The sequence below is a fragment of the Nostoc sp. S13 genome, from assembly GCF_029379315.1.
GTDB lineage: Bacteria > Cyanobacteriota > Cyanobacteriia > Cyanobacteriales > Nostocaceae > Nostoc.
Window position 1 is genome coordinate 1 of the sequence record NZ_JAQYWQ010000158.1, and the last position, 12,851, is coordinate 12,851.

The window sequence follows — 12,851 nt, forward strand, 5'->3', positions numbered from 1 at the left end:
ATATCCGTGGTTGGTTTACTCATTGTTGTTACTGTACCTCACTAGACTAGAAAATGCTATATCTAATGTCTACAATCAAACGATAGTTATTACCTTTGATGTTAAACACTGTAAAGTTACCAACCGCTTCTGCCTTTGGATATCTTTTCTGAACATCCACTAAATTAGACCAGTTTGCTTTAGACGTAAACTTGTACCAATCATTAAGAGCATTTTCAGAATCAGCGTGTTGAACCCAGAATTCCCGCAATTTAACTTTGCTGATTACGTGCATTCCTAAAGTTAGAAATTTATGCTAATCATAGCACTGATTAAGATTCCCGCCAGGGGAATAGGGCGATCGCAGTAGTTCTACAAAGTGCGTAACAGATTCTACAAAGACTTTTATTTTCTCACCAAAAACCCATGTTAGACTTTATTCTCATCACTGGCGATCGCGCCATATTCAACCCCATCTTTGGCAAAGCAATAGTTGCAGTGCGTCCTGGGATCTTAACTGGTACTGGCATACCAACAGTTAATAAAAAGAATATTTGCATTTTTGGTGACGAGAAAAAAGTTATTGTCCCTGGTTGTTCTTATACAAGTCCGCCAAATGTCACTCCCGGTACAGGAACACTTTTTATTCAATCCTTAGCCCCCAATCAAAAAGCCAGAAAAGTTAAATCTAAGCTAACAGCAGTATTGCTCAAAGGTACTACATTCACAGCGAGATTCCAAGTTATCCTGCCAGCCCAGACACCAACAATACCACCGACACCAGACCAAATTTCGGTATATTTTGGCATAAGTATTTTTACTACTACAAATATGAAAGCAAAAGGGACTTGATAAATTAAGTCGGAAGTCGGAAGTATAAAGGCATAATCTTTAGGTTTTGAATTTGTTACTGAATTGAAGCGATTTAGGAATAATCTTATGTCTCACTTTCCCCGTACGCCACGCTTATTAAAAGCAACGAGCGCTATCCTTGATGCTGTTAGCTTTTTCCCCAAAGGATTGATTATACTGCAATACAATCCCGAAACACTCAGACGCACTTTACAGGTACGAGGTGCGGGTTCTGAAGGAAGCGATCGCCTAGAAGCCTTGCGTCTAGTTGCACCACCGCTAGAGACTATTCAACTAGACGCGGAAATTGATGCTACAGACCAACTAGAGTTTCCTGCAAAAAATCCAGATACAGTGTTATTTGGTATATACCCCCAATTAGCAGTCCTAGAAACCCTGATTTATCCTAAAAGCAGCCAAATCAAAAAAAACAATCAACTTGCCCATACAGGTGTTTTAGAAATCTTACCAATTGAATCCAATCTGACTGTATTTATATGATTGGGTTGAAATCATCGATGATGATTATATACTTGGAGATAGCGATCGCCAACTACTAAAGGTCGAACAAGTGGATTGCATTGAGAATCAAGTAATTCTCTCAGGAGATGCTAAAAACAAAACATTGCTTCTAGAAAAACATCCGCTATTACGCCGTTGGGACTCTAAAGAAGTCAAAGTAAATTTATCTGAAGGGAATAATAAATGGTTTCCCCTTGAGGATGGGATTGAAATTCAATTTCAAAGAGATAGCCATAACAGCTTTTATCAAGTAGGTGATTATTGGTTAATTCCTGTGCGGACAGCTACAGGCAATGTAGAATGGCCTAAACGAAAAAACAAAGAAGGAAAATTAGAGCCTCAACCTCAACCACCGCATGGTATAACTCATTATTATGCACCTCTAGCAGTAATTTTAGGTAATCCTAATAATGTAATAGTTCATGATTGCCGAAGAAAGATTGGTAGTCAAGAAAGCACTATACCACCTGTGAGTAACAAAGATAATAATACCATACCAGCTAATTCTCAGGAAAATCTTGCAACACCTATTAATCAGAAAGAAACCACTACACAAACAATAACATAATTTAACCGCATAATCAATGCGAGTTGGCATCACGATCAAGTTTTGGAAGCTACTATTGCAGAAACGCAGGAAAATTCTAGCAATGTTCCAGAGGATCAATTCTTTAATTTAAAATCTCGGGATTTAAGAAATTTATTTACTAAATTAGGTCTAGTAATTCAGTTTCAAAAAGTAGTACGGATTGATAGTTTACATAAGAGTAGTGTATCTGTTTTAGCTCATACGGATAATGTATTGAAAGGTGAAGTATTTTATATATTGCCAATGAAAGTTGAGCCAGTTAAAGTAAAAAAAACTGAAACAAAATCTATCCGTTGGGCAATTGGCAATGATATATTAGATAGTAATATCAATATAATTACAGAAATTGAACCTTTAACAACTGAAAATAATGGTTATACAGAAGCGGTTAGATTAATTACACCTGATGATTGGCAGCAAAAAGCCGTCTTTAATCAAAGTAATATCTATCAGTTTCCTGTCTTATTACATGGCGAATGGATTATAAATGAGGAACTATTATTTGATAGCGAAAATTTTAATTTACAAGGAAATTTAAATAAAGGTATTATTCCTGATGAATTACGTCAGCAGTTTCAAGAAAAGGTAACTTCACTTTCCCAAAATATTATTTTGTTTACGGAAAAGGAAAATTTTAAATGGCGCTTAGTCGATGGAGGTAAAATTTACATTATTAAAATAGAAAATAATAAATTAACAGTTAGCAAGATTCAAGCATTGGATGGCAACAATATCTGGCCTGGTGTTCCTGAGCGTTTTAGCGGAAATGGCTCTGAAGGAGGTGACTGGGTAAGTATTATTCATATTAAAACTTGATAGGCTGAATTTAATGTCAACTTCATTTAGTTTTGAGGTAAGGGACTTCCAACAAATAAATTATCCAATCTTGTGGGGTGGGCGTCTCGCCCGCCCGTAGCCAAGGGCGGACAAGATGTCCACCCCACAAGAAGTAATTGAGTATTTTTTTATTTGTAATACCATTTCTTTGTGAGGCTGCGCTAAACCCTTTTAACTTCTTTCTTTCTTTGTGACGGCAGTCGCTACAACTCTTGGAACCCCCCTTCGGGTTCACCAGTCGCCTACGGCGGGAAACCCGCCTACAGCGCTGGATTCACCGCAACGCGCTGCCTCTTTTTTGCGTCCTTCTCCCAAGGGGAGACGCTAACGCGAATGCGGTTCGTTTTTCTTTCTTGTACTTAAATATGGTTTAGCGCATCTTCATACAGAATTGGTATAAGTCCCTAAGTTATGACAAGGCAACAACATATCAACGATAAACGTGACATAGTAAGTGTGAAGGATTAGTATCTTGCGGCGAAGAAAGCAGTAGATGAAAATAGAGACCCAGAAGAACTGACCAGTTGAATCGGTCGATACAAGCGAAGGCGTTTACGAGGGGGCACAATGTGTTCTTTCGGCAGGGAGCTTATGAGCCGAGCCTGGGAGTTGTTGGCGCATGAGCTTACATACGTTGTACAGCAAAGTAGGAAAGAATCGGTGTAGGATACGGCTATGAAAGCGATCGCTTTCATCTAGAGGTGCGATCGCTGCTGCTATTTTTTCCTCTCAGAATCAGAGGCTAAAGCATAGTCTACCGCAGACATTGCTCAACGCTGTTTTAAGGCGGCTGGTAAATTCAACAGGAGCGATCGTAAATGTGAAGTAAATAATTAGCTCACACCATTACTGCTCTATACTAAAACAGCTACTATGAACTGGAAAACAGTACTTTCATTTATCGTCAGCGCAACACTCCTAACGCTATTGAGCGGTTGGCTGATTAGAACGAACCTCCTGCCCATTCAATCTGAGATTAACTACAGCGAGGCGGAGCGGAGCTTTCTACAGATTTGGATTCAGGTTGCAATCATCGTTGGTTTGCTTCTACCTGGAATTGCATTTTTGATCGAGATACGTCGTCCCAGAGTGCGAAGCGTTTTTGGATTCTATCTGTTGGTTCTCGCTGTTCAAATCGTGACCGAGCAAATTTGCAGCCACGTTTTTTCTCATAGCTTGGTAGTCGTGATTGGAACGCTTTACACAGTGTTTCGCACCTGGCAACTCTGGCAGGGTTATCAGGAGTTAAGGATGAGCGCTCAAAGTGGCAGCGATCGCGATCAAGTAGTGTATGGCTTACTATGGCTGCTGCTGTTCTTTTGGTCGGCAAATCTAATCTTCCTTCTAGTCGTTGGCTGGTTGAGAATTTTATCGCTCTAGCTATCATGAATAGACCCGTCCAAAATATAATCTAGGCAAAAAAAATGGTAAAAAGTTAAATTAGCAGTCTGCCACTCTGATTTAAAATGTGTATTGTGTTTGATTATATCCAAAAATACCCATCGAGAACAAAACAGATTTTGGGTATTAGTCATGAGCAGTTTCAAGCGCTACTTGAGTCAGCTTTAAAAGAAGATATCAAAATCCAGAAAGAAAAAGAAACGCAAAAGGTAAGGATTAATTATCCTGTAGGGGGACGGAAAAAATTATTATCAAATTCAGAGCAAATATGTTTATGTCTGTTTTATTTAAGACAGATACCCACCTTTGAAATACTAGGAATGTTGTTTGGTATATCTAAAAGTGAAGCTCATGTTACTTTTCATTACTGGATAAAAATAATCCGGGTGATTCTGCCATCAAGTTTACTAGAACAGATGCAGGGCAAAGAAGGAAATTTGATGATTGTACAAGAAATATTGACGAATTTTAAACTATTAGTAGATAGCCTAGAACAGCCTATTGATAGACCATCTGACAAGGAAAAGCAAAAAAAGTTTTATTCAGGGAAGAAAAAACAGCATACTTTAAAAAATCAATTAGTAGGTCTGCCAGAGGGAAAAGATATTATTGATGTAGCAGTAGGATTTGCTGGGCCAACATCAGACATCAACTTATTTAGAGAACAACAGAAAAAATTTGATGCTGAACAAAAATTTGAGGGAGATAAAGGATATCAAGGTGGTAAAAACATTACGACTCCTCAGAAGAAAAAAAGAAAACAGCAATTAACTGAGCAACAAAAAACTCAAAACAAAATTCTCTCAAGCAAACGTATATTCATTGAACATTTAATCAGGCTAATGAGAATATTTCAAATAACTTCACAAAAATTTAGACTGAACTCGAATATTTATCAAGAAATAATTTTAACAGTTTGGGTCTGGTCAGACTACGAATTGGAACTTTAGTTATACCTAGCTAATTAACATTAAGAAAAATTAGCGATCGCATAAAACTGTGAACCTCCATTTTTCTCCTCTAAACTATCATTAACGATATCAAACCCTAATTGTTACGTTAACAGATAATCTGCAAGGATTGGTCTCAAAGCCTTGTAAATACTTGCTTGTAAGTTTTAGGACGGGTCTAATAGACATCTCCGAAAAAGAATGTAGAGACGCGAAATTTCGCGTCTCTACAAGGGTTCTAGATAACGCATATTTAATTTCACCAGATGTCTAATCTACAAAACCGTAATTGCCGTTGTGCTTTGCTTAGTGACCGCGACGGCTCAGGCTAAACTGCCAAAGACTTGAGTACGTTCATGATTGAATCTTTAAGGCGGAGAACGAATGTTTTATCTATCAACTAAAGTCATAGATTAAGTCTTTATTTCGCTGATACTGCGATCGCACCTTCAGATGCTTCAAATCATACCACAAAACTTTTTTGCAATAAATCTAGTATAAAACCCTTGCTATTTCCTGGTTTCACGACTTAAGGAGGAAAAATCAGATTAACTCTTGACATTTTTAACTAGTACATTTAACCTATTAGTTAATTAACTGCGCGGTTAAATACTTCCAATCTAAATGTCCAGTAATCAATTGAGCGTCACCTTTGCCGCCCTTGCCGATCCTACTCGGCGGGCAATCTTGGCTCATCTCGCTCTTGGCGAAGCATCGGTAACTGAGCTAGCCCAACCCTTTGAGATGAGCCTACCTGCCATATCCAAACATATAAAGGTGCTAGAGCGTGCTGGATTGATCACACGAGGTCGAGAGGCTCAGTGGCGTCCTTGTCGGCTAGAGGCAGAACCGCTTAAGGATGCAGCAGATTGGATTGAACAATATCGCCAATTCTGGGAACAGAGTTTTGATCGCCTGGACGAATATCTACAACAATTGCAAGCAGAGGAAAAGAAACGCGATCGCGAAACATAGGTAGCGATCGTTCCATTCTTAAGGAGAAACAAAATGTTGGAACAAAATAACTCCACTTCCACTCAGTCCGAACGCGAGATCATCATTACCCGTGTTTTCAACGCCCCGCGAGAACTAGTGTTTAAGGCATGGACTGAGCCAAAACACATCGCGCAATGGTGGGGGGCCAAAGGCTTCACAACTCGTGTGACCCAAATGGATCTGCGTCCAGGTGGTGAATGGCGTTATGTGATGATTGCTCCAGATGGCACTGAGTATCCGGTCAAAGGTGTCTTTCGTGAAATCGTGCCACCAGAACGAATTGTCACTAGTGATGAATTTGACGAAGGCTTTGAGCAGGTTATCAAAGCTGATCTGCCGCAGGGAATTGTGATCACAGCCATATTTGAAGAAGTGGACAGCAAGACCAAACTCACTCTCCAAATTGTGCATGAATCTGCTGATGATCGCCGCAAGCATGAAGAGATGGGTGTTGTTGCCGGATGGAACTCCACCTTCGATTGTCTCGATGAATTCCTGGCGAAGATAGTTGCAAACTAAGACAATAGACTTCTTGCATAAATCAAAAATAAGAACCCCACCCCGCCTTTGACTTACGTCAAAGTCTCCCCCCAAAGCATCGGGGAGGGGCTGGGGGTGGGGTGTTAGGGACTTTTGCAAGAGGTCTAATAAATAATAGACATCTCCGAAAAAGAATGTAGAGACGCGAAATTTCGCGTCTCTACAAGGGTTCTAGATAACGCATATTTAATTTCACCAGATGTCTAATTAAATTAAGAATACAAATTTAGAGCATTACTTGCGAATGCCATCATTATCAATGGCACTGTAATTATCACTACTGGTTAATCCCAGCCAAGGATCTGAGTTTGGAGTTAAAAACAATTCGGCGTAGACTTTTTCATTTAAGACATTTACATTAGTTGTCGCATTATTTTGCATAAACCACTGATGAATTTGACTGTGCAATGTATATTCATTTCTTACAGTATCTAAGGCCATTGCTGTTTCAAAATTGCGAACAACGCGCTGTAAATTCTCAGGATTATTTGCTTGAAAACCTTTGCTACGTATTAATGCCAGACTGTGATTATCTAACTTTGCATCTGCTGTGTAGAGTTGGGCAATTCGCTGCCATATTGTATAGTCAGTGATTTCTTGGAGTGCTGCCTGATTGCTAGTAGCAGGGGTGATATTTTGTAGTAAGGGAGATTCAACTCGCATTTTAGTGATAGCTAACGTACCAGCCACGGGAGCGCTAGGTGTTTCATCACTACCAGCAGGTATTTCTACAAGACGTGGCGGATTTTGTATACCTAGTTTTGCTAAATCTGCTCTCCATTGACGTTGAATAGACGCTAAATTTTGCCGGTGGTAGTTACGTAAAAAGCTCTGGCGTGCAGCACCTTGAGAATTTGTATATTCTTTGACTGCTTTTTCACCAGCAATCAATTGGCGCAGGAACGCTTGCGGCCCGTACAAACCTGGAATTGCATCAATCGGACGACCGGAACTGTCTAAAATGTAGTGAATGCTATTGCCTGTAAGGGTGCGTTCCAGCTTGCGACCATCACCAAAATCTACGGTAACTTTCGGTACTGGACGCACAGATTGCCAGTGGAGGATATAGCGATCGCGCAGCAATTGCGAAATTTCTGTATTAGGATATAGTGCTACGCGGAAAAAGCGACTGTTGGCACAACTTAAATCTTGGTCAAGCTTACCCAACAAACGTAGCGAGAGAATGGGTTTCTTACTAGCTTTAGCAGCAGCTTTAGCTTGTTCTAAATCAGTGTACCAGTAAAGCTTAGAGGCGTAGCAATCCCGTTGTTGGCAAAGGGTATCTAATGCTTGGCGCATCTGAGGTGAAGGGTTTTTAAGTTCCTCTAGGTGAGTATTCAGAAATTTTTCTAACCCCAGTGCCCCCTGAGAGCGAAATTCCGCAACTTGTTGTGTCAGTTGTGTATATCCTGTGGCAGGAGTTTGGGTATAAGCAGTTTGCGAAAACCCCACACTAATCAGCATCAGGGCTATTACAGTGTTAACAGATGTAAGTTTCATATATTGGCTGATTTATAAAGCTGATTAGTTGGTCAATATGACTTTATATATAGTAATTAGTTCCACTAGCGAAGCCCCTTTGGGGCGGGAACAGGAGACAGGCGCGGCGGAACCTTCGCCCTTATGATCTCATGATCAGCAGCAAGGCGATTTTGTGAGGTGATAAAAATTGCTAATATCAGCTACCTTAATTTTTAGCGATCGCTACCTTGAAAAGATGAAAGCAGGAAACTTAGTCCTCTATTTATTGAGAATAAGCCCTGCTAATTGAGATAGAAAATCCGATCTTACCAAATCGCGTTGCACCCGTGTAGTCACCCTGTTCTACTTGCTCTTTCATCTGGGCTACTACACCTTGAGTTGAAGAATTTTCATTTTGGGTATCAGGCGCGGCGGAACAAGTGCCTATCGTGACGAAATTACCTGATTGCGATCGCAAGCGATTTGCATTTAGTCGCCGGAGACTAAAGCCTGGAATCCCCCCAGAAACTGGGTTTCTCCAGAACGAATCACACCGCGTATCCCGGCTGAACCCCCACTTAAGGTATCGAAATATTGCCGAACAGGAATTTTTAAACCCATTTCGGTATTATACTTAAATACGGTATATTTATCGATATACCGTAGTTTATGATAAACTAAAGTTTTTAAACACAATTCAGACCAATAGTTAGAGAAAATTAACTAAATTATTTTTATTAAAGGCCGACATATATCGATTTTTAATCAGCTTATTAATATTCTGTAAGCTTTATATAGTAAGTATTTTAGCAAAATTCAGTTTGAATTTTGATTTATTTTTATTAGTATTAAACACAACTTTGAGTAACTTTGCATCTTGTTGATAAAAAGCGATTAGCCTACCAAGGGGGTAGTTTTCAGAATGTCTAAGTCAGGGAAAACTTTTTTAAGATTGTTGTTGATTACGGGAGTAGCGATCGCACTCTTGTTGATCATTCCTCCCGTCTTTGCCGTTACCGTAAATCCCTGTCCACGAGAAATGGCAATGATTCCACCAGGGACATTCACGATGGGATCAGATAATTCTGGTTTGATAGAAGAACTCTCGGCTCAAGAAGTAACAGTTAGTTCCTTTTGTATCGATAAATATGAGGTGACAAATACACAGTTTGCGGCATTTGTCAAAGCAACTGGGTATGTGACACTTGCAGAGAGACCTTTATCTAAGGAACAGTTTCCCGACTTGCCAGATGAGCAGAGATTACCGGGTTCGGTGGTGTTTGAGATCGCAAAACCAGGAGCAAAGCTGCTGAGTTGGTGGCATTGGCAGACTGGCGCAAATTGGCAACATCCCTTTGGAAGAGAAAGTGCGTTGGTGCAGACCACCGCAGGCATCGCTGGTCAAGAAAACTACCCAGTTGTTCATATTGCCTACGAAGATGCCGCAGCTTACGCCCAATGGGCAGGAAAATCACTACCCACCGAAGTCCAATGGGAATACGCCGCCCGTGGTGGGTTAGACGGTGCAACTTATAGCTGGGGAAATCAATACTCTGAGAAAAAAGCCAACACCTGGCAAGGAATCTTTCCCTTTTTCAATACCAAAAGCGATGGTTACTTAGGTATTGCCCCAGTTGGTTCCTTTCCACCCAACGGTTATGGTCTGTACGACATCACAGGTAATGTTTGGGAATGGACTTCTGATTGGTTTAGTCCAGGACACAACCACAAAACCCACAGTGTCAATCCCACAGGCCCAAAAGAAAGTTATGACCCCAACAAACCGACCGAAAGCGCCCTACATGTGATCAAAGGTGGCTCTTATCTGTGTGCGCCCAACTATTGCAGCCGCTTCCGCCCAGCAGCGCGAGAATCTCAAGCCCCTGACACGGGAACTACCCATATCGGATTTCGCTTAGTTAAGAACCTGACTACAGAAAGGATCAAGAATGAAGTTTGAACACAATACCAATTTGAACAATGATTGCGACAGATGGATTCACGGAACCCTGATACAGAAAGCGATTACCAATCCAAAATCCAAAATCCAAAATCCAAGATTGTATAAGCCCTGGAATTTGTTTCCAGAAATCGCAAAAGCGATCGCTTTATCTTTGCTCATCACTTTGTTGATGGTCAATAGCCCCGCCCTAGCAGCCACATCCAAGGTTTTACCCTTTCCCCCACCAGAGTTTAAGGGCAAAATCGGTATCACCTACAAAGATTCAGAACCAGATTTTCCTCAACCCATTACCGCCCCAGCTAAAGCCCCCAACGTCTTGCTAGTGATCCTAGATGATGTGGGCTTTGGACAAGCAAGTACATTTGGCGGCCCGGTGGAAACTCCTAATTTGACGCGCCTAGCCGAAAGAGGATTACGCTACAACCAATTTCACACCACAGCCCTGTGTTCACCTACCAGGGCAGCTTTGTTAACTGGACGGAATCATCATTCAGTCAATACAGGGGTAGTTGAAGAATTAGCTACAGGTTATCCTGGCTACACAGCGATTTTGCCCAAGAGTGCTGCCACCGTCGCCGAAGTGCTGCGACAAAATGGCTATAATACGGCAGCTTTCGGTAAATGGCACAACACCCCAGACTATGAAACCAGCGCCGCCGGGCCTTTTGATCGCTGGCCTACAGGGTTAGGATTTGAGTATTTTTACGGCTTTCTTGGTGGTGATACTAACCAGTGGAGTCCTGCCTTGGTAGAAAATACCAAGCGAGTCGAGAAACCAGCCAACAAGCCAGATTATCACCTGACTCCTGACTTAGTAGACCATGCGATCGCCTGGATTCGCAACCAACAATCAATTGCTCCAGACAAACCCTTTTTCACCTATCTGGCTACCGGAGCCACCCACGCACCGCACCACGCCCCCAAAACGTGGATTGACAAGTACAAAGGCAAGTTTGACCAAGGGTGGGATAAATTACGCGAAGAAATCTTTGCGCGTCAAAAACAACTGGGTGTAATTCCTGCCAATGCCCAACTTACCCCCCGCCCCCAAGAACTACCAGCTTGGGATTCCCTCTCAATAGAACAGCAAAAACTCTATGCCCACATGGCAGAAGTATTTGGCGGATTTTTAGGTCATACAGATGATCAAATTGGACGCTTGATTGATGCCGTTGCCCAACTTGGTGAACTAGACAACACCTTAGTGATTTACGTTGTGGGAGACAACGGTGCTAGTGCAGAAGGTGGTTTAACAGGTACCGTCAATGAATTGAAATTCTTCAACGGTGTACCCGAAAATCTGCCACAACTGCTAGCTTCCTATGATGAATTGGGTAGCCCTAAGACATTCAACCATTTTCCGGCGGCTTGGGCATGGGCAGTCAATAGTCCCTTCCAATGGACAAAGCAAATCGCCTCCCACTTTGGTGGAACTCGTAACCCCTTGGTGATTTCCTGGGGCGCAGGTATTAAAGACCAAGGTAGCATCCGCAGCCAATTCCATCATGTAATTGATATTGCACCCACAATTTTAGAAGTTGCGGGAATTACTGCCCCTGAAGAAGTGAATGGTTTCAAGCAACAACCGATTGAAGGTACCAGCCTCGTTTACACCTTTGATCATCCTGATACTTCCTCTCATCGTCAAACTCAGTATTTCGAGATGCTAGGCAACCGAGCCATTTACGATCAAGGATGGGTGGCGGCGGCTCGTCATGGTCGCTTACCTTGGGAACGGACTGCAAAAGGTGACTTTGATACAGATCCGTGGGAACTGTATAACATTGCAGAAGATTTCAGCGAAGCCAACAACTTAGCAGCAGAAAATCCCGACAAACTAGAAAAACTGCAAAAGTTGTTTTTAAAGGAAGCCCGCAAGTACAAAGTACTACCATTAGACGATCGCGCCCTAGAACGATTTGATGTTAAAACTCGCCCCAGTCTCACCGCCGGACGTACCACCTTTAGTTACTATCCTGGTGCAGTTGGCATCCCAGAAGGTAGCGCCCCAGACCTGAAAAACAGATCCTTCAGCATTACAGCTAATGTAGAAATTCCCGAAAGTGGGGCAGAGGGTATCCTCTTAACCCAAGGCGGCCGCTTTGCTGGGTGGAGCTTTTTCCTGGAGGATGGCAAGCCTACCTATGTCTACAACTATGCCAATGCTGTCCGCTACATCATCCAATCCCCGGAAAAATTGTCCTCCGGTAAATCTACACTCCGGTTCAACTTTGATTATGACGGCGGCGCTGTGGGTGCAGGCGGAACCGGCAAACTATTCATCAACGATCAACAGGTAGCCGAAGGACGCGTTGAAAAAACCATCGCTTACCGTTTAGCCCTAGATGAAACATTTGATGTCGGGAGAGACACAGGTACTCCCGTCGTTGACACCTACCAAGTACCTTTTGCTTTTACTGGTAACTTACAGCAAGTCAGCCTTGAGTTGAAGTAATAGGGACTGGGGAGATGGGGAGAGAATTTCACTCCACTACCCCACATTCTCAATGCCCAATGCCGAATGGCACTAAGATAAGCCCAAAGTCTTGTGTTACCTCGTTAAGAGTGCTTAAGACTCTTAACGTATTCCGAGAGGACTGCTGCCTCGTGTGAAGAAAGAGGAGGCTCCGCCTCTCAAGATGTGTTCCCAGCCTAGAGGCTAGGAACCAGTTAGGACAAGGGCTGTATCTTAACTTAGTGCCATTCGCCCAATGCCCAATGCCCAATGCCCAATGCCCAATGCCCAATGCCCAATGCCCAA

At 42.1% G+C, this 12,851-nt stretch carries 15 protein-coding genes; 11 read left to right on the top strand and 4 right to left on the bottom strand.

All coding sequences use genetic code 11. From position 1 onward, the window contains the following. Positions 1-46: 46 nt before the first annotated feature. Positions 47-274 carry a type II toxin-antitoxin system HigB family toxin gene (locus tag PUQ00_RS29760; RefSeq protein WP_300423313.1) on the bottom strand — a complete coding sequence of 76 codons (228 nt, stop codon included), beginning with the start codon at positions 272-274 and terminating at the stop codon, positions 47-49. A 131-nt stretch (positions 275-405) separates the two neighbouring features. Between PUQ00_RS29760 and PUQ00_RS29765 the strand changes: the two genes are divergently transcribed. The 9 genes from PUQ00_RS29765 (at position 406) to PUQ00_RS29800 (ending at position 6,645) form a co-directional block, all read left to right on the top strand. Beyond that, the gene (locus PUQ00_RS29765; protein ID WP_300423314.1) at positions 406-831 is read left to right on the top strand and encodes a hypothetical protein; all 426 of its coding nucleotides are present in this window, start codon (positions 406-408) and stop codon (positions 829-831) included. Between the two features lie 87 nt (positions 832-918). Beyond that, on the top strand, positions 919-1,332 hold the full coding sequence (locus tag PUQ00_RS29770) for a hypothetical protein (protein WP_300423316.1): 414 nt from the start codon (positions 919-921) through the stop codon (positions 1,330-1,332). 28 nt (positions 1,333-1,360) lie between these two features. Further along, complete coding sequence (locus PUQ00_RS29775; protein ID WP_300423334.1) at positions 1,361-1,921, top strand: DUF6519 domain-containing protein; 561 nt, start codon at positions 1,361-1,363, stop codon at positions 1,919-1,921. A 42-nt stretch (positions 1,922-1,963) separates the two neighbouring features. Further along, positions 1,964-2,758 (top strand): hypothetical protein, encoded by a 795-nt coding sequence (locus PUQ00_RS29780; protein WP_300423318.1) that lies wholly within the window; start codon positions 1,964-1,966, stop codon positions 2,756-2,758. A 545-nt stretch (positions 2,759-3,303) separates the two neighbouring features. Continuing rightward, positions 3,304-3,402, top strand: a complete 99-nt coding sequence (locus PUQ00_RS32970; protein ID WP_366145978.1) for a DUF4157 domain-containing protein — start codon at positions 3,304-3,306, stop codon at positions 3,400-3,402. 250 nt (positions 3,403-3,652) lie between these two features. After that, complete coding sequence (locus tag PUQ00_RS29785) at positions 3,653-4,159, top strand: hypothetical protein (protein ID WP_300423320.1); 507 nt, start codon at positions 3,653-3,655, stop codon at positions 4,157-4,159. A gap of 95 nt (positions 4,160-4,254) precedes the next feature. After that, positions 4,255-5,130, top strand: a complete 876-nt coding sequence (locus PUQ00_RS29790; protein WP_300423321.1) for a transposase family protein — start codon at positions 4,255-4,257, stop codon at positions 5,128-5,130. Between the two features lie 624 nt (positions 5,131-5,754). Next, entirely contained in the window at positions 5,755-6,105 is a 351-nt protein-coding gene (locus PUQ00_RS29795; RefSeq protein ID WP_300423323.1) for a metalloregulator ArsR/SmtB family transcription factor, read from the top strand. A gap of 33 nt (positions 6,106-6,138) precedes the next feature. Continuing rightward, positions 6,139-6,645 (top strand): SRPBCC domain-containing protein, encoded by a 507-nt coding sequence (locus PUQ00_RS29800; protein ID WP_300423325.1) that lies wholly within the window; start codon positions 6,139-6,141, stop codon positions 6,643-6,645. 255 nt (positions 6,646-6,900) lie between these two features. Here PUQ00_RS29800 and PUQ00_RS29805 read toward each other — a convergent pair whose 3' ends face one another. Then, complete coding sequence (locus PUQ00_RS29805; protein ID WP_300423326.1) at positions 6,901-8,166, bottom strand: hypothetical protein; 1,266 nt, start codon at positions 8,164-8,166, stop codon at positions 6,901-6,903. 244 nt (positions 8,167-8,410) lie between these two features. After that, the gene (locus tag PUQ00_RS29810; RefSeq protein WP_300423327.1) at positions 8,411-8,605 is read right to left on the bottom strand and encodes a hypothetical protein; all 195 of its coding nucleotides are present in this window, start codon (positions 8,603-8,605) and stop codon (positions 8,411-8,413) included. A gap of 444 nt (positions 8,606-9,049) precedes the next feature. Here PUQ00_RS29810 and PUQ00_RS29815 point away from each other — a divergent pair, with 444 nt between their 5' ends. Together PUQ00_RS29815 and PUQ00_RS29820 are read left to right on the top strand one after the other, a co-directional pair. Then, positions 9,050-10,087 (top strand): formylglycine-generating enzyme family protein, encoded by a 1,038-nt coding sequence (locus PUQ00_RS29815; protein ID WP_300423329.1) that lies wholly within the window; start codon positions 9,050-9,052, stop codon positions 10,085-10,087. Further along, positions 10,077-12,545 carry an arylsulfatase gene (locus PUQ00_RS29820; RefSeq protein WP_300423331.1) on the top strand — a complete coding sequence of 823 codons (2,469 nt, stop codon included), beginning with the start codon at positions 10,077-10,079 and terminating at the stop codon, positions 12,543-12,545. The genes PUQ00_RS29815 and PUQ00_RS29820 overlap by 11 nt, the downstream gene beginning before the upstream one ends. Before the next feature lie 49 nt (positions 12,546-12,594). On the opposite strand, the gene PUQ00_RS29825 is transcribed toward PUQ00_RS29820, so the two are convergent. Further along, positions 12,595-12,851 (bottom strand): hypothetical protein (locus PUQ00_RS29825; protein WP_300423333.1); only part of this gene is annotated, 257 nt, incomplete at its 5' end.